The organism is Prevotella sp. E9-3, assembly GCF_022024015.1.
In the GTDB taxonomy this organism is placed as follows: Bacteria; Bacteroidota; Bacteroidia; order Bacteroidales; family Bacteroidaceae; genus Prevotella.
Genome location: NZ_CP091786.1, coordinates 458,250 through 483,123 on the forward strand (window position 1 = coordinate 458,250; position 24,874 = coordinate 483,123).

At 55.4% G+C, this 24,874-nt stretch carries 14 protein-coding genes; 1 reads left to right on the forward strand and 13 read right to left on the reverse strand.

Features of this window, described 5'->3' with window-relative positions; genetic code table 11:
- Window positions 1-9 precede the first annotated feature (9 nt).
- The 13 genes from L6475_RS01615 to L6475_RS01675 all read right to left on the reverse strand — a co-directional run bounded on the left by L6475_RS01615 (window position 10) and on the right by L6475_RS01675 (window position 23,266).
- Entirely contained in the window at window positions 10-1,860 is a 1,851-nt protein-coding gene (locus L6475_RS01615; RefSeq protein WP_237821865.1) for a hypothetical protein, read from the reverse strand.
- A 134-nt stretch (window positions 1,861-1,994) separates the two neighbouring features.
- On the reverse strand, window positions 1,995-2,258 hold the full coding sequence (locus L6475_RS01620) for a hypothetical protein (RefSeq protein WP_237821866.1): 264 nt from the start codon (window positions 2,256-2,258) through the stop codon (window positions 1,995-1,997).
- Window positions 2,215-2,556: a hypothetical protein gene (locus L6475_RS01625; protein WP_237821868.1), complete on the reverse strand. Its 342-nt coding sequence runs from the start codon at window positions 2,554-2,556 to the stop codon at window positions 2,215-2,217. The genes L6475_RS01620 and L6475_RS01625 overlap by 44 nt, the downstream gene beginning before the upstream one ends.
- A complete protein-coding gene (locus L6475_RS01630; protein ID WP_237821870.1) occupies window positions 2,556-4,088 on the reverse strand; it encodes a sulfatase-like hydrolase/transferase in 1,533 nt (510 codons plus the stop codon). The genes L6475_RS01625 and L6475_RS01630 overlap by 1 nt, the downstream gene beginning before the upstream one ends.
- Complete coding sequence (locus L6475_RS01635; protein ID WP_237821872.1) at window positions 4,085-6,118, reverse strand: alpha-L-arabinofuranosidase C-terminal domain-containing protein; 2,034 nt, start codon at window positions 6,116-6,118, stop codon at window positions 4,085-4,087. Before L6475_RS01635 ends, L6475_RS01630 begins: the two co-directional genes overlap by 4 nt.
- A gap of 1 nt (window position 6,119) precedes the next feature.
- On the reverse strand, window positions 6,120-7,283 hold the full coding sequence (locus tag L6475_RS01640) for a family 43 glycosylhydrolase (protein WP_370641626.1): 1,164 nt from the start codon (window positions 7,281-7,283) through the stop codon (window positions 6,120-6,122).
- Window positions 7,280-10,504, reverse strand: coding sequence for a family 43 glycosylhydrolase (locus tag L6475_RS01645; protein ID WP_237821874.1), 3,225 nt, complete (start codon window positions 10,502-10,504; stop codon window positions 7,280-7,282). The genes L6475_RS01640 and L6475_RS01645 overlap by 4 nt, the downstream gene beginning before the upstream one ends.
- 157 nt (window positions 10,505-10,661) lie before the next feature.
- Window positions 10,662-14,651: a two-component regulator propeller domain-containing protein gene (locus tag L6475_RS01650; RefSeq protein WP_237821876.1), complete on the reverse strand. Its 3,990-nt coding sequence runs from the start codon at window positions 14,649-14,651 to the stop codon at window positions 10,662-10,664.
- A 99-nt stretch (window positions 14,652-14,750) separates the two neighbouring features.
- Complete coding sequence (locus tag L6475_RS01655) at window positions 14,751-15,734, reverse strand: PKD domain-containing protein (protein WP_237821878.1); 984 nt, start codon at window positions 15,732-15,734, stop codon at window positions 14,751-14,753.
- A 22-nt stretch (window positions 15,735-15,756) separates the two neighbouring features.
- On the reverse strand, window positions 15,757-17,442 hold the full coding sequence (locus L6475_RS01660; protein ID WP_237821881.1) for a RagB/SusD family nutrient uptake outer membrane protein: 1,686 nt from the start codon (window positions 17,440-17,442) through the stop codon (window positions 15,757-15,759).
- 47 nt (window positions 17,443-17,489) lie between these two features.
- Window positions 17,490-20,585, reverse strand: coding sequence for a TonB-dependent receptor (locus L6475_RS01665; protein ID WP_237821883.1), 3,096 nt, complete (start codon window positions 20,583-20,585; stop codon window positions 17,490-17,492).
- Entirely contained in the window at window positions 20,582-22,453 is a 1,872-nt protein-coding gene (locus L6475_RS01670) for an ELWxxDGT repeat protein (RefSeq protein WP_237821885.1), read from the reverse strand. Before L6475_RS01670 ends, L6475_RS01665 begins: the two co-directional genes overlap by 4 nt.
- A gap of 348 nt (window positions 22,454-22,801) precedes the next feature.
- Complete coding sequence (locus L6475_RS01675) at window positions 22,802-23,266, reverse strand: Lrp/AsnC family transcriptional regulator (RefSeq protein ID WP_237821888.1); 465 nt, start codon at window positions 23,264-23,266, stop codon at window positions 22,802-22,804.
- 282 nt (window positions 23,267-23,548) lie between these two features.
- Between L6475_RS01675 and L6475_RS01680 the strand changes: the two genes are divergently transcribed.
- The gene (locus L6475_RS01680) at window positions 23,549-24,838 is read left to right on the forward strand and encodes an O-acetylhomoserine aminocarboxypropyltransferase/cysteine synthase family protein (protein WP_237821890.1); all 1,290 of its coding nucleotides are present in this window, start codon (window positions 23,549-23,551) and stop codon (window positions 24,836-24,838) included.
- Window positions 24,839-24,874: the final 36 nt, after the last annotated feature.

Genomic DNA, 24,874 nt, shown 5'->3' on the forward strand with positions numbered 1-24,874 from the left:
CTTCCATGATTACTTTCTGATATACTTCTTGCCCTTGCTGACGACGATGCCCTTGCTGTCGCCGACTTTCCGTCCGTCGAGGGTGTAGATGCTTTCCGCAGACCGATGAGCGGGAGCAGTGAGGTCGATGCCCGTTGTCGTACCGTCGTAGAAGACGATGCGGGCATCAGCACTGGCAGGCACCTCGAAGTAGGCGCGCATGCCCTTCATGGTCTTGGTGGCATCGGCAGGAACGGCCAGGTTGCCATTGGTCTGCAGGAAGAGGTTGGTGCCGTCGGTCTTCAGCTCAACGGGGCTGTAGGTACCCGTGAACTTGTAGTCGCCGTTGCCCATGCTCTGCGCCTCGGTGTCGGTCATGGTGATGCCGCTGAGGGTGATGTAAGGACCGGTGGTCGTGGCAGGCTTGATGAGACAGGGCATGCCAGCCTCGATGGTGGTTGCCTCCTCGAAATACATCACGTTGCCCTCAACACTCTTCATCTTTGTGATCTTGGTATCGCTGCCGAAGGCTTCGGTCACCTGTGTGGCCGTCATCGAGAAGGGCACGCAGAACGTGTTCCAGTAGTCGGCCGACAGTGTGCGGTTCAGTTTCACGGTGATATCGCTGGCAGGTGCCACGCTGCAGGTTGTGTTCTCGTCGATGGTCTGGTCGGTGCCCAGATAGGTGAGGTGGAAGTTGTCGACCACTGTCCATTCGTTTGCCACGGCATCGCCTTCCTTGATGATGCCGAGCTTCAGAGTGCCGTCGGTCACCACGACCTCGATTTCCTCGTTCACATAGCCACAGTAGCGGTTGACTACCACCGATGCCAGCACAGCATCGTTATGAGGGGGGAAGGTGTATTCTCCTATATCGTAGGTCTTCTGGACGGTCAGGGGGTAGGTGCCGTCTTTAGGATTAGCAGTATGTCCCTGGCACATGGGCTCGTCGAAGGGCGACATGAGGGCTTTCTTCTCGTTGTTGGCAAAATAGAACACCCGCTGCTCATTTGAACCATTGTTTATTAAATCAGCCACAGCATCGTAGAATCCACCGAGGTAGAAGCCCTGGAGGTTGAAGTGGTAGATGCCGTTGGGCAGACCGGTGAGTTGGATGGAGAGTTCTTTCCCATCGGGAATGCCTTGACCTGGGTTTGGGTTCTGCATGATGCTGTTGCCCATACGCCAGGATTGACCATTCTCACCTTCACCTTTGAGCGTGAATTCGTCATTGATCCACTGAGCTGCGCGCTCGTTGTTTTTGGCAAAATCGGCATTAGGCACCAGCCAGGAGGCATCCTGTGGTGTGGTTCTTGAAGCATCGGCCACCATCTTTGCCAGTCGTTCCTCCTTGCTGACTATCTGCCATGTGTTCAGCGGCGTCGGTGTGCTGATGTTTGAGTTAGCGGGAAGTTCCAGATAGAAGCGCTGCCCGTTGTCTAAAGGTTGTGTAAAAAGATTGTTGGCTGAAAAGCTATGCGCATATTTCACGGCCCTCAGATAAGTGTTGCCACAGTGGATGGTGTAGCCATTGGAAACGGAGGCATCGCCAGCTTCGAATATCCATACCCTGTTAGCTGCCTTTTCACTGTCGAAATAGGTTTGGGGCTCGGAGTTCAGGGAGTTCTTGCCGAAGCTGCCGCCCAGGAAGTAACCTTCGCCGCTGGCCACCATATTAATATCAAGGCCACGTGTGCCCAGGTTGCCTAAGGGCTGGAAGAAGTTGCACTTGCTGTCGTTGTTCTGCAGCCATAGTCCGCTCTGCACATTGTAGAGATAGAAGACACCTTCCTGTGGTGTCGTACCGGTGTATGGCGATGTCTGAGCCGTCATACCCAGGGAGACCATCATCACTCCCGCTAATAAAATCATTTTCTTCATAAGCTTTTTTGTTTGTTAGTATAGTAATAATTCCTGCTGCAAATTTAGGTGATTTCACAGGGCTGTCATGGTAAATTTGTTTTTATTTTCAAGAAAATTGTTTCATTCTTCAGACCGTATGGGCAAAAGTCATTTTATGCCCACTTTTTTCCCTCCTGTGATATACAGGCTCCTGACTCCTTGAGGGCATTCATCGCCATGCCCACCTCATTGTCGAAGAGACGTATCTCGGCCAGATAGTCGCAGTAGTCGTGGCGCGTCTTGGCATTGTCCACACAGTTGGGCGGCAACACCAGTTTCGAGGGGTCGAACTCTGAGGCATCGCCGGCATCCCAGGGCATGTGGCTGTTGATACTACAGACGAAGAGGCAGAAGGGCTGGCTGCTGTCGCGCTTCATGAACTCCAGGATGCCCTCGGGCGTGGATTTCGCAGGATGCGAGGCTATGCAGCTGACGACAAAGCCAGGAATTTTCTCGAAGGCATAGACCCTCGGCTGCTTCACCAGATGGTCCTTGCCTGCCCTGCCGGTCTATATTGGTGGTATTGACATAGTCGCCCCCAAAGCAGGAGGGGTCAGAGTAGCCCATGTCGTCGATATTCATGATGATGATGTTGGGCCTCTGTGTCTGTGCCGCTCCCATCATAGGCATGAGAGTGCCGCCCCCGAGGAGTGAGAAGAGAGTCCTGTTTGTCATTACTTTAGCGTTTCTTGTTCGCGGTCGGGGTTGTAGTAGCCACTGACCTGCTGGAGGAACTGGCGCTTGAGCCGTCTGAGCAGGGCAGGCTTCTGGCGGGCGAGATCGGTATGCTGCGTGGGGTCGGCCAGCAGGTCGTAGAGGGCCCAGTCGCTGACCACACCCAGCTCGTTGCCCGTCTCGTTGGTCTCAGGGCCACGATAGGGCGGCACCAGTGCATACTGACGCCAGCGGTAGGCCAGTCGTCCGCTGGCTTCCACCACGAGGTCGTCGCGGTGCTTCATGCGCTGTCCGAGGAAGGTGTCGAGCATGTCCTTCGAGTCGAGCGAGTCGGGGACGGGCTGGTTGATAAGCTGTCCGAACGATGCCAGCAGGTCCTGCTGTGAGACGAGCACCGGACTGTTGACATGACGTGTGTGCCCTTTCCAATAGACGAAGAAAGGAACGCGTGTGCCGGCATCGAAGAGGCTGTACTTGCCCCCTCGCAGCGAGCCGTTGGGGTCGTGCATGAAACGGGTATCGCGCGAACCGTCCTCATAGCCGTCGTCGAGCACTGGTCCGTTGTCGGAGGTGAAGACGATGAGCGTATTATCCAGCAAATGGCTCTCTTCCAGCTTCTTGATAATCTGTCCCACGCACCAGTCGGCCTCGACCACCACGTCGCCTCGGGGACCGAGTTGCGTGGAGCCTGCAAAGCGTGGATCAGCCGTGCGGGGCACATGAGGCTGGTGCAGGCCGTAGTAGAGGAAGAAGGGCTCGTTCAGCCTGCTTACTGAGTCGATGAACCAGCAGGAACGGTCAAGGAAATACTGGGCCATCTCATCGTCCTTCCACCGTGCCCGCTCGCCCCCTTTCATATAGCCGATACGGGGAATGCCGTTGACGACGGTGTTCTGGTGACCGTGGCTCCACTGCATCTTCACCAGCTCGGGGTTGGTCAGCGCTGTGGGTTCGCCAGGGAAGGGCGTGTCGTAGTTCACGTAGATAGGGTCGTTGGCATCGCGTCCCACCACGTCGCCGTTCTCCACATAGACCGTCGGCACACGATCGACGGTGGCAGCGATGATGCACGAGTAGTCAAAACCTATCTCGCGTGCCCCCGGGGCTATGTGGCTGTTCCAGTCAATCTTGCCGATGCCCATGCCGAGGTGCCATTTGCCCACGGCAGCCGTGGCATAGCCTGCCTGTTGGAACATGCGGGGCATGGTGAACTGCTGGGGCGAGATGAGCAGCGGCGCATCGCCAGGCAGAATCTTCGCCTGTTCGTTCTTCCACGGATACATGCCCGTAAACAGGGCGTAGCGCGATGGTGTGGAGGTGGCCGAGGCGGCATGGCCGTCACTCAGACAGACACCCTCAGTGGCCAGGCGGTCGATGTTGGGTGTGTGGATGGTAGTGTTGCCATAGGCACTCACGTCGCCCCATCCCAGGTCGTCGGCCACGATGACGATGACGTTAGGTTTCTCCTGCTGTGCCAGTGCGGGCACTGCTGCCGCGAGTGTCGCCAGCACCGTTGTGGTGTTCTTTCTCATAGGCTTATTCTGTAGATGACGAATGCGTTGCCGGGCAGGGTAATCTTATCACCCTTGCTGACAGTAGTTGTCGTAGTGACTGTGCTGACAGCATCGGGAGTCAGCGGCGTCACCCGCTGGTCGGGTGTGGCAGTGAGGGTCAGAACTTCCGTCTGGCGATTCTTGAAGTTCTTGTCGGTTTTCAGTTCAAACGCCTGAGGCTGTTCGCTCAGATTGATGATCTTCACCACCATCTGCTTGCGCTGCAGGTCGCGACCTGCGGTGACGAAGAGCGTCTGCTCGCCCTCACTGTTGGCCACGTCGAATACCTGGTCCACGGGGTTGTCACGCAGCATCTTGCACAGATAGTAATTGAACGTGCGGGCGCTCACCGTGCTGCTGTTGAGTATTAGCGGCTGCATGTCGTTGTGGTCTATGGATTCCCAGTTGCGCATCAGTGGGCGGTCGGCCATGATGGGGTTCATGTTGCCGTTGCGCTCCAGTCCCATCTTGAAAATGCCCTCGGCCAGGATGCTGCCCGGGTAGCGGCCCGACGGTCCGCCCACGCCATTGCTCTGTATGCCCAGCTCACCGACGAAGATGTCAATGCCGCGCCGCTTGTATACATCGTACTTATGGAAATTTTTTACGGCCCATGGAATGTCCTTGTAGTAGTGCTCGTCATAGATTTCCACCTCGCTCCTGTCTATGAACTCATCCATGAAGCGCTCTTTCTCGCCATCGGTGCCCAGCGGGCTGTTGGCGATGAAGCGCAGCTGTGGATAGCGCTGCTTCACTGCCGAGTAGATCTGGTGGTACTTCTCGTAATAGACAGGACCGAAGTCCTCGTTGCCTATCTCGACATACTTCAGCGGGAAGGGTTCGGGATGTCCGTTCTTGGCGCGCTCGGCTCCCCATCGGCTGTCGACAGGCCCTATGGCATATTCGATGGCGTCGAGCAGGTCGTTGATATAATAGTTCACGTCGGTCTCCTTGTGGAAGAAATGATGCTGGTCGTCGCGGTGCACCCATTCCGTGCAGGCCATGCCCGTCGGGGTAACATACATGGCATCGCAGCCCATGTATTCGCACAGCTCGTAGAACTCATGGTAGCCCAGTCCGTCGGTACGGTAGTGAGGCTCCCACTTGCACCACTGTCCAGGCCTCTGGGTTATGTCGCCGATGGTCTTCTTCCAGTGGTACATCGTCTCCTCGTTAACGCCATGGACGATGCAGCCGCCAGGGAAGCGCAGGAAGTGGGGACGGTAGTCGATGAGGTTCTGCAGCACGTCGGCACGGAACACTGAGCGTCCGCCGTCGTAGGTGTCCGACGGGAACATCGACACCATGTCTAACTGGAAGCGTCCGCGCTGCGAGGGAACGATGGTGAGCATGCCGGCAGCAATGTTCTTTGTCGGCACGAGTTCACACTCGTATTTCGTCCATTGGCCCTTCCCGATGGTGAACGACTTAGCTTCCGACACGGCCCGTCCCTCCTCGTCGGAGAGTCGGAAGGCGACGGTACCCTCGTAGCTCTCGGTACGGGCATAGAACGACAGGCGGCAGGCCACGCCCTGCTTGAAAGCCATGCCGTTGTAGCCCCGGTTGTGGATGGCGGCACGCCCCAGGTCGTTACTGATGACGTTGACAGCCATCGAGTGCGGGTTCTGGTCGTTCAGCGGGTGTCGGTCGGTGCAGGTGATGCGTATGGGACTGTTGGACAGCGGTGTGGTAACCCATCCCACCAGCGGGTCTATCTGATAGACGCGCTTGTTGGGGTGCCCAGGATTGGGCACGTCCTTATACTGTCCGTTCTCGATGACAAGTCCTCCGGGGAGGTTGGCTTCCTCGAAACCACGGTTGCGTACCATCTCGGCATAGAGTCCGCCCTCGCCGATATTTCCTATCTCTTCGTAGTGCCAGCCATAGATCATGCGCGACACCTTCTTTGCCTTTGCCGTGGTGATGGTCACACTATGGTTCTGGGCCTGGATGCTAGTGGCCATCAGTGCTGTCAGCACTACGGCGGTAAAACATTTGTTTGTCTTCATATCATTTTTTTTTCGTTACTCTCTTATAGTCGATGGCGAAGCGTCCCTTCCTGAACTTCATAGGCACCACGCCCGGTCGGCATGTCTGTTTGTACTCCTTGGCCTGAGCGCCCCGTGGATTGAAGAAGATGGTGGCCCACCACTGCCCCTGCTTGTCGCGGAACAGGTTGTTGTGCCCGCCGCCGGTGATGGCGTTATAGCGGGGCCCGTATGGACCATAGATATTGTCGGCCGATGCGATGATGCAGTCGTAGCTGTAGCGGGTGCGGTTGTCATCTACTGCGGGGCAGTAGGTGGCCGTCCCGTCGTCGAGACGGTGCGACCATATAGCCTGCACCAGGTGATAGCGTCCCCCTTCCTTGCAGATGAAGGCCCCTTCGATGTATGGTTCAGGATGATAGGCTATCTCCTGCATCCTGCGCAGCGGTTCGTCCAGCCCCGACATGTCGGCTTTCATCCTGGCTATATAGTGGTTGTGGCCTATGAAATAGACCGTTCCGTCTTCATCTTCAAACAGCGAGCCGTCGATATTGTCGAACAGCGGTTCCTCCTCGTTGGCCTCGATGTTCACGTAGGGACCCTCGGGGCCGCCCGTCGTGCTCCTGAGCACAAACGAGCCCTTGCCGCCCGTCTTCGAATTGTTCATGCAGGCCACGATGAACCAGCACTTCTGACTTTTCAGGTAGTGCAGCTCGGGTGCCCACACAGCTCGGAAGCGGTTGTCCATCACGTCGCCGTTGAGCGAGCGCTTAGGGTAGCGTTCGTCCTCCCCAAACACCTTGGCTTCACGCTGCCAGGTGCCGTCGTCGTCGAGCGACCACACGCGGCCCAACGGTGTCCACTCCTTCATGTCCTTAGAGCGGAACACGTAGATGCCGTCGTTCCAGTCCCAGCAGTGCGTCTGACCGGGAAATACCCTTGTGGGGTCGGCAGTCGTGCCCGTCATGTAGTAGTAGCCGTCGGGGCCCAGCGTCATCCATGTGTCGCGCATCCAGTAGTCCATCACGGGCTCCGTGGCTAGTGGCAGGCGCGTATGGCGGTCGGCGGTGCGTGCCTGTCCGTAGGGGGCGTCGCCGATGGTCGGTGCCGAGGCCGCAGGCCATGCCATGAGCATGGCGGCCAGCATGCCAGTCTTGAAGAATAGCGTTGTCTTTTTGCTTGTCATTTTGTAATGTTTTTTTTCCCGTCAACGATGAATACCCCTTTTCTTTTCGCCGTACGCTGCCCTGCCAGATTGTAGGTCAGTGCCCTCTTGTGCCAGGTGGGGACAGTCATCACGCTCTCCACCTTCGTGGCATCGCCGACGACCACGCTGCCCTTGGCCGAACCACCGTCGGCAGCATAGGCAGTGATGGTAACTGCCCCTTCGGCATGGCGGGTGATGATGCCGTTGTCATCGACTGACAGCACGTCGGGGTTGCTGCTCACCCAGCTTAGCATCGTATTAGTGGCATCGGCAGGCAGGATGGTGGCCTTCAGCTGCTGGCTTTTGCCTACAGTGCACCCCGTCTCGGCTATGCTGATGCTTTCCACCCTGATACCCCCTGTCTGGTAGCAGAGTATGTTGTTGAAGTGAGCGGCCAGGCCCTTCGTTGCCAGTGCGGGCACCGACGGCTGCCAGTTGCCCTGTACCGTGGCCATGAGCTGGCCGTCAACCATGATCCTCACGCCGTCGCGCTCACGCCGTGCCCTCAGGTGATAGCCCGCCGCCATGTCTTCATGAACATAGATGCAGAACGGACGTGCATGCGTTCCCGACTTGGGCGTCAGGTAAAGTCTTACTGCCGAGGTCTTCACCGGTGCAAACGTGTAGGTGTTCATCACGCCCAGCTTCGGCTCGCCCTGCAGCGTTGCCTCCACTTGCTTCCACGAACTGCCTTCCCTTGCCATCACAAGCACTTTCGTGGGCAAGTCGAATGTCTGGTTCAGATAGGGATAGGGTCCTTCCAGCCACAGCACGTCGATGCCCGACACCTCCGTCTCGTTGCGCAGCTCGTAGATGTACGAGTTGGTGGGATAAGTCGATGATGGCGTGAACGAATACTGCCGCATGGTCTTATGGTTCAATGGAACCGTCTGCTGGCTGGTCACGATGCCCTGTTCGCACGATGTGATGTCCAGTGCCTTCTTGCCGTAATTGATGGTGGCACGCACATAGTTCTGTCCATCGGCATAGACAGGATAGAAACCTGCCTCGCCTGCCGTAGCCAGGCCGTCGGTAGTCATATAGGCAGAGAACTCATAGTTCCATGCTGGGTCGCCCTTCAGTGCGAGGGCCTCGACAGCTTCCGTCGACTGCTGCGACAGTCCGCCATCATCCACTGTCCACGTGCCACCCTGGGGCGTCCACCCCAGCACATGACTGTTCCATTCGTCCCAGCCCACGGTATATTGTATGGCATCAAAACTCACCGTCGGCGACGAAGCCACCAGTCCCACTGTTCCTGCGCCGCTGTGTCCTATCACGGCATCGCCGCCAATGGTCAGGTTGAACTCGTCGAGCATCACGTGAAGCCGGTCCACGTTCTTATATATGGTCAGTGTGTGCCATGGCTCGGCATAGCCGGCCACCAACGGGTGGTCTTCCAGGAAGCGGAACTTGGCGGGCAGGGGCTTCTCAGCCGTGGTGACTGTTCCATCTATGCTGTTGGTCAGTCGCCACTTGCCTTCACGTCCTATCTCCACGCGCACCCAGTTCTGTTCATCCTTATAGTAGGCATAGGCACCGCCCCAGTCGTTGCTGCCCTGCAGTCGCAGAGGCACTTCGAAGCGGTAGTTGGCCTCGGCGGGTTTTCGCAGCAGCAGCTCGCCGCCCGTGGCAGCCGTTGGTGCCATCACCTTCTCGGCAACTTTCCATTCCGATCCGCCCAGGAAACGGAACGGATAGTACAGCGCATAGTCGAGATAGTTGATAATGGTGGGCTGTGCCGGTGCAGGATGGTAGCCTGCCGACCCTTTCACTGTTGCCTCCACCACGGGTTCCTGGCCGTAGAAGTGTATGCGGTCGATACTCTGTTTCTGCTGCCCTTCGATATAAGACTTGTAAACCATCCACCGCTCAAAGCCGTTGGGGCCGGCAGTGAAGTTGGGCTGTGCCGGACCGATCATCACGGGATACATATCCTCGTCGCCCGTGTCGTAGAAGCCGAAGTCGATGAGCTGCTGGCTGGTATTCGATGTGTTGGAGCTCACTCCTGCCACTGCCACGATATTCTCTCCTGGCTTCAGCCACGACGGGTCTATCATACGTACGGAATAGGTATTGTTGGATGATGTCACCTTGAAGTCGTGACCGTTGATATAGAAGGTCGCCGTACCGTTCACCCAAAGTTTCATGCCCATGTGCGAGGGCACCTCATCGAGTGTGAACGTGCGCCGTATGTAGATATTGGTGGTCTTCCAGAAAGTCTTGCGGGCACGCACCCTGGCATTGGTCATCGTCGTTCCGGAAAACAAATCAAACTCCTGATAGCCGAAACCGCCCTGACCTTGCTTCCATGACGAGTCGTCATAGTCGGCGGATGTCCAGCTGCCCGAAGGCTGGCTCATGGTGTACCGTGCATCCCAACCGCCATGCTCGGCCGTAGGGGCGATGGGCTTATAGTCAATGAGCTGCTGTTCGGTGTTGCGGGTGATCACCGGATGTGGCAGCTTCTTCGAGTTGTTGAAGTTCATGGGCTGGTCGCTGATGGCGCACCCCACCTGGTACATGCCCGAGCGTGGTCCCATGCGGTTCACAGCATAGAATATATAGTATTTGTCATGGTAGCGCGCTAACTCCGGACCCTCGAAGTTGATATGATTCAGGCTGGTGGGGTGTCCGCGCTGGTGAGTCATCTGCACTCTGCCCTCGGTGATGTCCCAGCGCGAGAAAGGCGAGTTCATGCGGAAAGCCCACACCTCAGGCCCGTCAATATTGCTGGCAGCACGTGTCATGGGATGCGGGTCGGTAGGGTTGCGCTTCTTCACCCAGTATATCTCACCGTCTTCGTCCTGGAATACCTGCACATCAATGCCGTAGTCGTCGAAGGGCTCCGTCAGCGTCTGCTCTTTATAGTTGCCCTGCGGTTCGTCGCAGTAGCAATGGCCAATGCCGTTGAAGTAGCTGTGCCATACACCATTACGGTAGATCAGGTCGCCCGCCTGCACCTGTTTATAAGTATTTGCCTGCGTCCACTGCGGGTCGTTCAGCCATGTGGCACCGTCGGTGGTTACCGCTTTCACAGGATTGGACCACGACACCATGTCCTTTGATCTGGAGATGGTGCCCTTCGTCTCTTCACCCATGATATAGAAATAGCCACGATGACGTTCTACGCAGCCGTCACGCATGTTATGCACGGGATTGACAAAGCCCTGCTGGGCCGTCGCGGTCAGTATTGTCATGCCAGCCGCGACCACTGGCCAGATAATTGTTCGCAAGTTCATGGTGCTGATCCTTTTTAAAATACATTTCGCTTGCAAAGTTAGGATAATGATACCCTATACACAGGGTAAAAATGTTCTTAATACAGGGAATAATGTTAGGGAGTGGACAGAAACGCTACTTTTCGCCTATATCTTCATTTTTTTTCGCCTGTTGCTGGGCCACGAACTCGCGTGGAAGCTGTCCCGTCGACTTCTTGAAACACTTGGCAAAGTAGTTGGGGTCTGAGAATCCCGTGGCATAGGCAGTGTCGGTGGGCGTATGTCCTGCAAGGAGCATTTCCTTCGCCTTCCTGACACGCGTCTCACGGATATATTCGCCAATAGACATATTGATCAGACTCTTCAGCTTCACATGCAGCTTCGTACGGCTCACGCCCACCCCCATGCACACATCGTTCACACAGAAGTCGCTGTTACCGATATTCTCCTCAACGATACTGCGTATATCGCGCAGCAGCTTCTCGTCATAGCGGTTGTTGGCCATCACGCTGATGTCGAGTGTCGACGACTCGTTGAACAGTCGGCGGTTGTTGTCGCGCGTCTTCAGGGTGTTCTTCACCTGCAGCAGTAGGACGGCGGGGTCGAAAGGCTTCTCTATGTAGGCATCGGCCCCCAGCTCATAGCCTTCGCGTGTGGCCAGGGTGCCGCCCTTGGCCGTCAGCAGTATGACGGGGATGTGGGCCGTCAGTATATCGCTTTTTACGGCACGGCACAACTCTGTACCGCTGAGACGAGGCATCATCACATCACTGACGATGATATCCGGCAGATGAGCGGCCCTGATCTGGTCGAGAGCCTGCTGCCCGTCGTTGGCTGTGAACAACTGAAATTCCCCTTCAAAGATGCTGGTCAGGAACCGCAGCATGTCAGCGTTGTCCTCGACCAGGAGCACTGTGCTGAGTCCCTCATCAGTGTGCTGAGGCTCTACCTCGTCACCAGCCGTCGCTACCACAGTTTTCTCGTCATCAGCATTCTTCAGGGCTGAGGCAGCAGGTTGCATCTGTAACGTAGCGGTGAATACGGACCCTCGTCCAGGTTTCGATTCCACGTTTATCATACCTCCATGGGCTTCAACCAGACCTTTGGTTACGGCCAGGCCGACGCCCCATCCCTGTGACTTGTTGCCGTCGGCATTGGCCTGGTAGAATTTCTCGAAAATATGTGTCACGGTTTCCTCGTCCATACCTATGCCAGTATCGCTGACAGTGATACATAATTCGCCATGAGGACTCAGTGTGGCAGACAGCTCTACAGTACCGCCCTGTGGTGTGAACTTGAAGGCATTGGACAGCAGGTTGGCTACGATTTTCTCTACTGCCTCTGGCGAATAGGAACCTTCTGCCTCCCAATCCTCTATCTCAATGTTGTAAACCATATTTTTTTCGTCGGCCAGGGGTTGGAAACGGCCCGACACATCGTTGACAAGGGCAAGAGGATTGCCATACACCATCTTCAGCTGCTGATGGATGTCGCGCATGCCTCCTGCCTCAACCAGCTCGTCGAGCAGCGACTGCATGGTGCCGGCGCCTTTCAGAATGGTTTCAATGTTTTCCTTTGACTTGCCGCTTTTCACTTCATGGAGCAGTTTGCGTGCAGGGGCAATAATGAGCGAGAGGGGCGTCTTGAATTCGTGCGAGATATCAGTGAAGAAAGCCTGCTTCATCTGATCCAGCTTTTCCAGTTTTTCCTTTTCGATACGCATCTCATAGGCCATGCGCTTTTCATGCTGTCGGCGGCGATAGTGTCGGAAGAGCCACCAGAGAAAGGCACCGAGGAGGAGGGCGTATGCCGTGTAAGCCCACCATGTGGCATAGAACGGCGGACGAATGATGATGGTAATAGAGCGTATGTTACTATCAGAGAAGACGCCGCGTGTAGAAGAGGCGCGAACAGAAAAGACATAACGCCCCGAGGAGAGGTGCGAATAGTATAGCTTACGTTGTGTGCCTACATATTGCCATCCGCTGCCCAGACCTTCCATTTTCACTTCATAGACAATCCCTTGTGTATGAGCAGGCTGTATGGCAGCGAAGGCAATGCCGATGGTGGCGGCCTCGTCGTGACTGAGCGTGATGCCATCGAGTGCATCTATGTCGCATTCCTTGTCTGCGGACAGTGTCAGTGGCAGCAACTGTACTGGTGGAAAGGTAGGCTCTGATATCACCTGCTCTGGCCGGAAGGACACAAGTCCGTCGACCGTTCCGAACCAGAGTGTGCCCTGCGAGTCACATCGTGCGGAAGTGTAGTTGAAATGGCCTGTAGGCAAATCGACGCCTCCACTGAGCATGGTTGCCGTCATACTTTCAGGGTCGAGCCGATAGATGCTTTTCCCAGCCGTTATCCACAGGCTCCCGTCAGCCGACTCGGCCAGGCCGTAGATGCAAAGCTCGGTCAGCACGCCGCTGCGTATCATGGACTCAAAGTCAGCGTTCTCCTTTTTGAGAAAGAGTCCGCCGTTGTTGGTACCTACCCAGAGCTGTCCGCTACGTGTGACGAGAAGTGTGGTGATGTAGTCGTCGGTGATCTGTCCTGGGGCAGATCCTGCCTTGTAGTGGTGGGTTGTGCCTGTCGCCTTGTCGTAGCTGATAAGTCCGTTGTATCGGGTACCAACCCATACGATGCCGTCCTTGTCGCTTTCAAGGTGGAAGACAAAGGCATGGTCAAGGGGCTGTTTGTGTATAGGTTCTATTTGTTGCGATGCGTTATCGTAATGATAGAGTCCGTTGGTGGTCCCTATCCACAGGTCGCTGTCGCAATCGGTGCAGAGGGCAAAGATGTTGTTATCTGCCAGTGGTGAGTTGTGCCTGTCGTAGGTATAGGCATCATGGGTGTCAAGATTGTAGCGTGTCAGTCCGCCCATGAACGTTCCTATCCATAGGTTGCGGTGGTTGTCGATAATCAGCGAGTGGATGTTGTCCGACGACATGCCACTGATGTTGACGCGGCTGATTTTGTCGCTGGTGCGGTCCAGCAGGTTGAGTCCGCCATCCTCGGTGGCTATCCACAGCCGTTGGGGTGGTTCTTCGGCCATTTGTCTGACGGCTTTTCCTCCCAGCTGTCCAGGTTGGTTACCCGGAGCATAGTACTTGATGCGTGCCGATGCACTGCTATAAAGGTTTACGCCTCCGAAGTAGGTGCCTATCCACACGTTGTCATCGTTGTCGCACAGAATGGAGTAGACGGCGTTGTCGCTCAGCGAGAAGGGGTTGGCATAGTCTTGTCTGAGGGCCTCGGTATGTCCGTCGGGACTGATGATGACAAGGCCGCGCTCGGTGCCTACCCAGATGCGTCCCTGACGGTCGGCATCTATGGCACGCACTACATTGTTGGTCATGGGCGTACCTGTCTCGTAGTGGCTGACGGCTCCAGTGGCCTGGTCGTAGCTTATCAGGTCGCGTCCGTTCTTTCCTGCCCATATATGATCGTGGTCATCGCAGTAGAGTGCGGTGATGAAGTCCTTTTCCAGTCGTTCCTCGGCATTCCTGAGCGACACCTCGGTCAGCCGGCTCTTGCCTTGCGGCCTGTAGGCATGCAGTCCCTGGCGCCCCCCTACCCATAACAGTGCGTTGCGGTCGGCAGCCAGCACATTAGTTCCTTTGATGACTGTCTGCCCGTCGGGCATGGTGACTGCTACGAGCTGCTGTCGGCTGGTGTCGATGACGTAGAGTATTCCCGACGAGCAGTAGATATTGCCGTCGGCATGCTGAACGATGGAATGTACCTGTCCTGTCATGCCGCCATAGCGCAGGAAGTCGTTGCTTTCGGTACGGTAGCGGCACACGCCCTTGTCGGTGCCTATCCAGATGCGGCCCTGACGGTCCTGACAGAGTGAGCGGATGAAGTTGTCGGGCAGCGACGTGCTATCGTTGATGCTGCGCAGGAAAGGCTGAAAGTCGTAGCCGTTATACCGGTATAGTCCGTTGCGTGTACCAAGCCAGATGAGTCCGCGGTGGTCTTGCAGGATGCAGGTGATATGGCTTTGCAGCAGTCCGTTGCCCGTGGTGAGGCGGGTAAACTGTATGGGCGGGTTGTAGGTGTGCTGCACTGTGGGCTGTGCACCTATGTTCAGTGTGACAAAGGTGAGTAGCAATAGGATTATTCGCATAGAGCAATCGGTTTAGGAAGGGTTATGTCATTTAGTTCTTGGACTACAAAAATAGTCATGCCGAGTGACATAATACTGCAGCATGACCATTTTTTGTTGTTATTTAACAGATACCTCCACCACTACGTGACTCTCGCATCGACACTTTGGATGATCGGCCAACTGGTTGGTAAGGGTATAGACAACAGGCTGCGAGAAGTCTACCTCCGTGACGCCCGACTGCTGGATGACGCCCCCGATGCTGATGCTCTGTGCATCCGTCGAGCTGAAGACAGGCTTCAGGCGCGTTAGGTCTGTACCCGCAGGCATCACGATGCTGACGACGGTCTTGTCATAGTTGTATGCGCTGTAGGTCGTCGACCCCTCGACACCATCAATGCTGAACGTGGAGAACACGGGGTAGGCAATGGTGTAGACGGGATAGCTTCTGAGGGTGCCCGAAGCCGACGTGACGTCGATGGTGAGCTGGGACGTGAGGTCGTACTTTGTCTTGTCGGAATACGGTTCGCCACCAATGCTGACGGTGGCATTGGGCGACATGGTCTCGATGGCCAGCCGTTGTGCATTGGCTTTGACAGCGATGTCGCGGTTGTTGACCCTTACTTTCGTTGGCATGGCCACGAGCACATAGTCATCAGTGATGTCAGCGGCCATCTCCTTGTTGTACAGGTCTTTCTGCAGTATGACCGACCTGAGTTTGTTGTTGTCGTCGGTGACGGTGATGGTGACCTGTGCCACAGCCTTCTTGCCGTCACTGCCTTCCTTGTTGTAGTTGGAGGCTACGACGGTGGCAGTGTAGACACCAGGTTTCGTATAGGCATAGGTGGCTACGCCCTTGCTCATGACGAGTCCTGTGCTGCCTTGGTTGACCATGTTCCAGTCGTGGCCTTCATCACCGGGGAATACCACGGCCTGGCGTGCGTCGGTGCCGGTGAAGGTGAAGGTGACGGTCTCGTTGATGCCTGTGGCCGTGGTCGACACCTTGAAGTCGGCAGTGGGCATGGCTACCTGTTCGTCGGAGCTACAGGCTGCGCAGAGGAGTGTAGCGAGCGCCAAATATATGATAATAGAATATTTATTCATAGGAAACGATGATGTGTTAGAGTTAGTAACCAGGATTCTGACTGACGATGCCGTTGGTGACGTCGACCTCGTTCTGGGGGATGGGAAACAGTTCGTGTACGCCCTCGATATAGTTCTTGCCGCGTCCCCATACCTGCTCAGAGGCCAGGTTGTGTAGGATGGTGGCGGCACGTCCCTGGCGGACGATGTCGAAGTAGCGGTCCCACAGGTGGCAGAGCTCAATGCGCCGCTCGGTCCATATCTGTGAGCGCATCTCGAGATAGGTGCCGGCAGTGTAGAGTGTGGAGACGTTGGTAATCTCGTTGGCCACAGCCTTCACACGGTTGAGCTGGGTGAGCGACTCCTCGCGTCGTCCCACCTCGTTGAGTGCCTCGGCATACATCAGCACCACGTCGCTGTAGATGATGACGCGGCGGTTCTTGGCATTGTCGTTGCTGTCCAGCGGCCGTTCGTTCTTGGGGGTGTACCACTTCATGCAGCCATAGCGGGTGGCGGGCACCTCCAGACGCTCGTTGTCGAAGGTGGCACTGGCATGGAGCAGGATGATGACATCGCGGCGCGGATCGTTGGCCACGGCATTGCGAAAGGAGGTGGAGGCCCACAGACGGTTCCAGAACAGGTCGTTCATGATGCCCATGCCCTCGTTGTCGTCGTCGCTCTTGCCCGTGGCACTCTCCTTGAACACGATCTCGAAGACGGAGCGCGAGCAGAACTCGCCCATCTGGTAGTAGAGGTCGCGGTAGTGGAGCGTGGAGCCGTCGTAGCTGGACTTCGACACCAGCGAATAGATGTTGGCCAGGGCAGGCAGGGCGGTGTCCTCGGTGGTATAGACCTCTCCTGAGAGCAGTTTCTCGCGTGGCTTGAACCACAGTCGGCGCATCAGCTGGTCCCACGTCTCGTCGTACTGGTCGAGGTGCAGGATGTCACGGTAGGTGAGCGTCTGTCCGGTGATGAAGTAGTCGCCGAGCAGGGCTATCTCTTTCCACTTGTCGGAAAGCTTGCCTGGCGTAGCCTCGTACATGAGCACCTTCATGAGCAGGGCCACACAGGCTCCGCAGCCCACCTTGCCGCTGGAGGCATCGGTATATTTGGCGTCGAGCATGCAGGCAGCCTCGCGCAGATCGCGCTCTATGTAGGCATAGACCTCTTCCTTGCTGGAGCGGGGGATGGTCAGGCGGTTGATGTCCTCAGTCTCAGGACGGATGGGCACACCGCCGAAAGTGCGGACGAGCTCGAAATAGAAGTAGGCACGCAGGAACTTTGCCTGACCGAGGATGGCCCGCACCGTGGTGTAGTTGCTGGCATCGTCGCTGGAGAACTTCACACTGTTGATATGTGAGATGAGCTGGTTGGCACGGTTGATGCCACGATACATGATCTGATAGCGACGCAACAGCCAATCGTTGGAGGTGTCGAAGCGGAAGTTCACCAGTTCGGCTATCTGCGACGTGCCGTTCTCGTCGGTACCTACGACGTCGTCGCCGCAGGCCTCGCCGAAGATCCATGCGCAGTTGGTAAACTGGTTGCTCTGCAGCACGTCATAGACGGCATTGAGGCCCTCCTGCAACTCGTACTTCGTCTTGTAGAAGCTGTCGGGGGTAGAGGCTCCCTGCACCTCCTTCTCGAGGAAGTCGCTACAGGCGGTGAACAGCAGTGCAGCCACTACAATGTAAAAATTACAAAATATAAATGGTTTTATCCTTTTCATAATTGTCGAGTCATTTACATTATTGATTTTTAAAATTTTTACATTTCTCAGAACGTCAGGTTCAGACCGAAGGTGAAGTTGCGTGCCTGAGGATAGTTACCGTGATCGACTCCCATGTAGAGGTTGTTGGACTCCGAACCGCTGTTGCGGCCTACCTCGGGATCCAGTCCGTTGTACTTGGTGAAGGTCAGCAGGTTGTAGGCCGATATGTAGGCCTGCAGCCCCTGCAGATGGAGTTTGCTGACCAGATGCTGTGGTACGTTGTAGCTGAGTCGCACATCCTTCAGACGCATGTAGGAGCCGTTCTTGACATAGAAGTCGCTGGCACGGTAGTTCTTGGAGTTGTCGGCCTGGCGCAGGTCGGGCACGGAGGCCGTGGGGTTGGCGGGCCAGAAGGAGCGGTTGGCCTCGTAGTCGCCAGCCCAGTGGTTCTGTCGCAACTCGGTATAGACGTTGCCTGTGCCGTGATTGGAGTTGAGGTAGTACTCCATGACATTGAAGATGTCGTTGCCTACCTGTCCCTGTAGGAACACGGTGAGTTCCAAGTTCTTGTAGCCGAAGGTCATGGGCACGCCGAAGGTGAAGTCGGGATGGGGCGACCCCAGATAGGTACGGTCTTCGGAGTCAATCTTTCCGTCGTTGTTCAGGTCCTTGAAACGGAAGTCGCCGGGCTTGGTGACACCGTCGTTCTGGGCAGAATTCTGTATCTCGTCCATGGTCTGGAAGATGCCGTCGGTGACATAGCCGAAGAAGCAGGCGATAGGCCGGCCCACCTCGGTCTTGGTGACATAGTTCAGGATGCTGTTTTCATTGAGGTAGGCACCATAGACGGGCTCGTTGCCAGTGCCCAGGGAGACCACTTCGTTCTTATTGAACGAGATGTTGAAGCCTACCTCGTAACGGAAGTCCTTGCCCACCCGGTCTTTCCAGGCCATCTGAATCTCGAGTCCCTTGTTGTCCACTGAACCGGCATTGACCATAGGTGCCGTCACCAGGCCTGCGGCATTGGTGACAGGAACATTGAGCAGCATGTCGTCGGTGCGCTTGGTATAGAGCTCGAAGCTGGCTGTCAACCGGTTGTCGAGGAAGCCGAGGTCGAGACCGATGTTGTACGACTTGGTCTTCTCCCACTTGATATGGTCGTTGCCCATCGAGGTGGCAGCGACACCCGACTGGGTGACGTGGGCACCGGTGCCGTAGGAATAGTTCAGGTCGTTGTTCAGTATGGTGTAGCGGGCATAGTCGCCAATGCGGTTGTTACCCAGAATACCCCATCCGAGGCGCAGCTTACCGTTGCTGAGCCACTTGAGCGACTCCATGAAGGGCTCGTTGAAGAAGCGCCATCCTATGGATGCCGAGGGGAAATAGCCCCAGCGCTCGTTCTTGTGGAACTTCGACGAGGCGTCGGCACGGAAGTTGACCTGTAGCAGATAGGTGTCATTGAAGCTGTAGTTCACACGTCCCAGGAATCCCAGTGCCGACCACTCGGTGAGTCCTCCCGACGTGCGGTCGCCGAAGAATGCTGCCGAGAGGTAGCGCAGGTTCTCCTCGTTCGACGAGGTGCCCTGTTTCGAGGCCGAGATATTCTCAATGCTCTGCTGTTCGGCTGTCTGACCGGCAGTGATGCCGATATTGTGTGCTCCTGTCTTCATCTGGAATGTCAGCAGGTTGTTGACTTCCCACTTGTTGGTCTTCTTCGACACGCGATTCACCGATGTCATATCGTCGGGAATGACAAATTCCTCCTCCAGCTTGCCCACCTCGCCAAAGGCATAGGTGTTGTAGAAGTCGGCATAGTCGGAGAACTTGAACTGGTAGGTGAGGTACTTGTTGATGTTGGCCGTCAGGTCGATGTTGGCATCGATGCGGTTGGACTTGGCCTGGTTGTGGTTCCTGGCCAACTGTGCCAGCGGATGGTCCTCAGTCCAGTAGCCCTTGGTATTGTACGTGCAGACGAGGGGACTCTGGTTGAGGGCCCGCTTCAGCACCGAGTTCTGACCTTCGCTGATGAGCGAGCGGTCGTCGGAGGTGTAGAGCAGCGAAGTGCGCAGTGACAGCCAGCGCGTCAGCTTGTTGGTGAGGTTCAGACGGAGCGAGACACGCTCGTAGTCGGAGGTACGCACCACACCGTTCTCGCCGTAGTAGTTGCCGCTGACCATGAACTTGGTCTTGTCGGTACCACCGCTCACCGAGAGGTTGTACTGGTGTTTGAAGCCAGTGCGGGTGACGGCCTTCCACCAGCTGTCGGGGCTGTTGGCCGAGATGGAGTCGAGACGGTGCTTCTTGCCTTCGTCAAAATAATAGTTGCCCTCGGCGTCCTTGCTGTAGTAGAGCTGGCCGTCGGAGGAGTAGTTGCTGAGTCCGGTGTTGTAGTCGCGCATTAGTGCGAAGTCTTCCACACCCATCACCTTGATTTCTTTCCAAGGGTTAGATATGCCCCAGTAGGTGTCGAGGGTGATCTTCATCTTGCCCGACTGACCGCCCTTGGTGGTGATGAGCACCACACCGTTGGCACTTCGTGCACCATAGATGGAGCTGGAGGCAGCATCCTTCAATACCTCTACGTTCTGGATGTCGTAGGGGTTCAGGTGGTCGATGTTGTTCACGATGAATCCGTCGACGACGTACAGCGGGTCAGAGTCGTTGACAGTGCCTGTACCACGGATCTTGATGGTGGTACTGCCGCCAGGGGCACCGGTGTTGGTCATTACCTGCACGCCGGCAGCACGTCCTGCCAGGGCCTGCACGGTATTGGCAACGGGGGCTGCGGTGAGGTCCTTGGCACTGACCGAGGAGATGGCACCGGTGATGTCGCTCTTGCGCTGCACACCATAGCCGATGACCACCACGTCGGACAGCTCCCGCGATGTTTCCTTGAGGACAATACGCATGTTGGCCGAGGCCTTCACGCTCTGCGTGGCATAGCCCATATAGCTCACCTTCAGGGGTGTGCCAACACTGACGGCGATGGTGAACTCACCGTCAATGTTGGTAATGGCGCCAGTGTGACCTTTCTCGGTCATCACGGTGACACCCATTAGTGGCTCCTGTGTCGCCTCGTCGACGACGACACCTTTCAGGCCCTGTCCCATTGCTATTATGGCAATGCATAGCAATGAGCATAAGCTGAGAAGTCTTTTCATAACGTTATCTTAACGGTGATTTCACGTCTTGTCTGTGTAGCAACCTTGACGACATAGACACCATGAGTCATGCCGATGGTAGGAACGACGACCTCTGTGCCTACGTGCTTTACACGGGCAAGGGTACGGCCGGAGACATCACACAACTGATAGCCGTTGACACCCTCGGTGGTCTGAAGTGTCAGCGCACCGCTGCCACGCTTGACGGTGACGAGGGCCTTGCCGTTGTCCTTGACGGCCTGGATAGCCGTGGCATGACCATTATAGACGTTCGACATACCGTCGAAGTCGAGCTCCATGGAGGGCATATCCTTATCGGCATTGAAGCCAGGCTTGCGATAGTGGTACTTAAACAGGCGCGGATAGGCCACGGAGGTGAACACGAGGTCGTTGTTGAAGTTGCGCAACGTGTGCACGTAGTCGATGCCCTCGGCCAGATCCATCACCAGCACAGGCATCTCATCGGCTTTGTTGTCCAGACGGAACAGCTCCCAGGTCTGTGTACCGGCAGGTACTTGGTTCTGTCCGCGGAAATACATCGAACCGCCGCATACGGTGCCCTCCCACTGGGCGCCGGCACCCGTTCCGGGGTTCAGGTCGCTGTGCATGGCCGAGCCTTCGGGAGTACCGTCGGTATAGAAAATCTCCAGGCCACGGCAGAAGTCATAGGAGGTGTTTACTCCCCACTGGCCCTTACCCCATACATAGCCGTCGAAGACGCAGTAGGGGAACACGTCGGGCACACCACTATTGGTGCCGGTTTCGTTGGGCACCTTGTTGATGTCGAGCACCAGCGAGGTGCCTTCCTTGGTGCCGTCGGTACGAATCAGCTCTATACCATACGAGTTGTCGGGCGACATACCGCGGTAATAGACATAGTCGCCCATCACACAGGTGGTAAACGCACCGTCACCGTTCTTGATGCCATTGGCATTCTCGCCCTCGGTGAAGTCGCCTATCATGCGGGTGCCCTCGGGCGTGCCGTCAGAGTACCAGGGCTCCGAACCGTATTCTTCCGACACGGCCTTGAAGAAGAGCCACTTGTTGTTCACGTTCGTCATCCAGTCGAGCTGGGCACTGTTGGTCTTGCCCGTGTTCTCATCGACGACGGTCGTATTGATATCGCCCAGCATGATGGTGCCTGCCTCGGTGCCGTCGGTCACCCACAGCGTCTCGGTGAACTCACCGTCCTTCGTGTCGCCCTTGAAGAACACCTTGCGGCCTACGCGGCAGAAGTGGTACTGGTCGTTAGCCGTGTGCGTGCCAGGATATTTCACCCAGCAGTCCTTCAGCAGCTTAGTGCCCTCGGCGGTACCGTCACTTACCCACAGCCAGCGCTGTTCCTCGTCACCGTAGGTCATACTCTCGAAGTCGATGGCACCGAAGATGAACTGTGTCTCGTTCACCTGCGTGAAACCGGCAGGGTTGGAGTCGCCTATCTCGTTGATGTCCATCAGCATATAGGTGCCGGCCTCTGTGCCGTCCGATATCCACAGCTCACAACCGTCCTCGTCGTTGCCCGTGGCCTGGAACACCACTTTGTCGTTGAAACGGGTGATGTACTGCACGTTCGAGCTGACGGCGCCAGGGTAGATGTCTTTCACCATCTTCGTGCCGGCAGGCGTTCCGTCCGACACCCATAGTTCTTCGCCGTGAGTATCTTCCTTGGCAGTGAAGAATACCTTCCATCCAGCTTGTGCACTGCCGGAAATGACAATATTCTTCGACTTGTCAAAGGAACGGTCGGTCATTGTGGTTACTGTCACACCCTCAGGTGTAAGCATCTCCATGCCTTCAGGAAGTGTCTGGGCTTTCATGCCGGTACTGGCGGCAAGACCCATTGCTAAAAGTAGAAATGTCTTTCTCATAATAAAAATGTTTTTAGTTAATACTATACAGTTAGTCTGGTAATATTTCCTTCGCAGCCCCTTAGCCTAGGGGTCATTGGCTTTTCCGGTTCAAAGATAGGCATATTCTCTAGATGTCCTCAGCAATATTGTTCTGAAAAAAAGGAAAAACAGACCGAACTGAAAAACATTACTAATCCTTATAGTTAACGGGCAAAAAAAGTTCCCCTTTCCAGAGGAACTAACTTATTTTACAATGCAACCCTACGCCCCAACAGGTCATAAGTCCACCCATGCCAGCCTCACCCCCAACCCCTCTCCGATTGGAGAGGGGAGTGGGTACCTATATATACTTTCTATATATACTACCTATATGTTTATGCCGTAGTTCTGCTTCACTTCGCTCATCACGAAGGTGCTTTCAATGGAACTAAGGTCTTCTATCTCGCCCAGTTTGTTGAGCACAAATTCCTGGTAATGTTTCATGTCGCGTGCCCTTACCTTTAATAGGTAGTCGTAGGCACCGGAGGTGTTGTAACACTCAGTTACCTCGGGAATGCGCATGATGCGGTGAACAAACGAGTCGGCAATCTTGTGGTTGATCTGCTTCAGTTTCACTTTGCAGAACACCTGTAGGCCAAGGTTCAGCTTTTCGGCATCCAGAACGGCTACATACTTCTTGATATAGCCTTTCTTTTCGAGTCGTTTCTGACGTTCAAATACAGGAGTTGGGGTCAGATGAACGGCATCTGCCAACTCTTTTGTGGTCAATTTAGCGTTTTTTTGCAGTGTTCTGAGAATCTGCAGGTCTGTTTCGTCGAGTGTTTCAGCCATTTTGAAGAATGATTTTCTGTTAGAGGGTATAAAAAATGCTCTGAAAAGAGAATTGTTCTTTGATGAGTGCAAAGTTAGTGATATTTTCTGAATACAACAAGAAATTTGGTAGATAATTCTAAAGTCCTTAACTTTGCACCGTCAAAAGTTCCTTAAGCATAGGAACGACAGAGGTCTGAACAGGCGCAGGCCTTTAGAAATTGAGTAATAATTGTCTGGTACGCTTGTTCAGACCCCCATCCCTCTAACGTAGGGAGCAAAAATAAAGAAAGGAATACAATTATGGCACAGAAAAATTATCGTTTTGAGACTCTTCAACTTCATGTAGGTCAGGAACAGGCCGACCCCGCAACCGACGCACGTGCAGTGCCCATTTATCAAACTACTTCCTACGTGTTCCGTAATTCTCAGCATGCTGCCGACCGTTTTGGTCTGCGCGATGCAGGTAATATCTACGGTCGTCTGACCAACTCTACCCAGGGCGTGTTCGAGGATCGTGTGGCTGCTCTCGAAGGTGGCGTAGCCGGTCTGGCAGTGGCCAGCGGTGCGGCTGCTATCACCTATGCATTGCAGAATATTGCCCAGAATGGCGACCATATCGTGGCAGCCGACAATCTCTACGGTGGCAGCTACAACCTGATAACACACACACTGGCTACCCAGGGCATCACCAACACCATTATTAATATTAACGACCTAGATGCTCTGGAAGCAGCGATCCAACCCAACACAAAAGTTATATATGCCGAGACTTTCGGCAATCCCAACAGTGATGTATTGAACATCGAAGGCGTAGCCGAGGTGGCCCATCGTCACAACATCCCCTTCATTGTTGACAACACCTTCGGCACTCCCTACCTGATTCGTCCGTTGGAGCACGGAGCCGACATCGTGGTTCACTCGGCTACGAAATTCCTTGGCGGTCACGGAACCTCTCTGGGCGGTGTGATCGTTGATGGCGGTAAGTTTGACTGGAAGGCCAATGCCGACAAGTTCCCCACACTGGGCAAGCCCGATCCCTCTTATCATGGTATTGTCTTTGCCGATGCTGTGGGCGCAGCTGCCTACGTGACTCGTATCCGTGCCGTGATTCTGCGTGACACCGGTGCTGCCATCTCACCCTTCAACGCCTTCATCCTGCTGCAGGGTGTCGAGACCTTGAGTCTGCGTGTGGAGCGTCATGTGGAGAATGCGCTGAAGGTGGTTGACTTCCTGGCTAAACATCCGAAGGTGGCTGCCGTTCATCATCCTTCACTGGAGAGTCATCCTGACCATGCTCTCTACAAGAAGTACTATCCCAATGGTGGCGGTTCAATCTTCACCTTCGAAGTGAAGGGCGGACAGGAAGAGGCCTGGAAGTTCATCGATGCACTTCAGATCTTCTCGCTGTTGGCCAACGTGGCCGATGTGAAGAGTCTGGTGATCCATCCCTATACCACCACTCACTCACAGCTCTCGCCCGAAGAACTGGCAGAACAGCACATCACTCCTGCAACTATTCGTCTGAGCATCGGTACCGAGCATATCGACGACATCATCGAAGACTTGCAGCAGGCACTCAACCAAATCTGACCCTTAATCTCTTTTGACCGTAGTAAATAACAGATT

What these genes read in the sequence shown, in the direction of transcription:
- L6475_RS01655 (WP_237821878.1), bottom strand. Translation starts at nt 15,734, where the DNA reads ATGAATAAATATTCTATTATCATATATTTGGCGCTCGCTACACTCCTC.
- L6475_RS01620 (WP_237821866.1), bottom strand. Translation starts at nt 2,258, where the DNA reads ATGAAGCGCGACAGCAGCCAGCCCTTCTGCCTCTTCGTCTGTAGTATC.
- L6475_RS01660 (WP_237821881.1), bottom strand. Translation starts at nt 17,442, where the DNA reads ATGAAAAGGATAAAACCATTTATATTTTGTAATTTTTACATTGTAGTG.
- L6475_RS01670 (WP_237821885.1), bottom strand. Translation starts at nt 22,453, where the DNA reads ATGAGAAAGACATTTCTACTTTTAGCAATGGGTCTTGCCGCCAGTACC.
- L6475_RS01630 (WP_237821870.1), bottom strand. Translation starts at nt 4,088, where the DNA reads ATGAGAAAGAACACCACAACGGTGCTGGCGACACTCGCGGCAGCAGTG.
- L6475_RS01640 (WP_370641626.1), bottom strand. Translation starts at nt 7,283, where the DNA reads ATGACAAGCAAAAAGACAACGCTATTCTTCAAGACTGGCATGCTGGCC.
- L6475_RS01635 (WP_237821872.1), bottom strand. Translation starts at nt 6,118, where the DNA reads ATGAAGACAAACAAATGTTTTACCGCCGTAGTGCTGACAGCACTGATG.
- L6475_RS01675 (WP_237821888.1), bottom strand. Translation starts at nt 23,266, where the DNA reads ATGGCTGAAACACTCGACGAAACAGACCTGCAGATTCTCAGAACACTG.
- L6475_RS01680 (WP_237821890.1), top strand. Translation starts at nt 23,549, where the DNA reads ATGGCACAGAAAAATTATCGTTTTGAGACTCTTCAACTTCATGTAGGT.
- L6475_RS01650 (WP_237821876.1), bottom strand. Translation starts at nt 14,651, where the DNA reads ATGCGAATAATCCTATTGCTACTCACCTTTGTCACACTGAACATAGGT.
- L6475_RS01645 (WP_237821874.1), bottom strand. Translation starts at nt 10,504, where the DNA reads ATGACAATACTGACCGCGACGGCCCAGCAGGGCTTTGTCAATCCCGTG.
- L6475_RS01615 (WP_237821865.1), bottom strand. Translation starts at nt 1,860, where the DNA reads ATGAAGAAAATGATTTTATTAGCGGGAGTGATGATGGTCTCCCTGGGT.
- L6475_RS01625 (WP_237821868.1), bottom strand. Translation starts at nt 2,556, where the DNA reads ATGACAAACAGGACTCTCTTCTCACTCCTCGGGGGCGGCACTCTCATG.
- L6475_RS01665 (WP_237821883.1), bottom strand. Translation starts at nt 20,585, where the DNA reads ATGAAAAGACTTCTCAGCTTATGCTCATTGCTATGCATTGCCATAATA.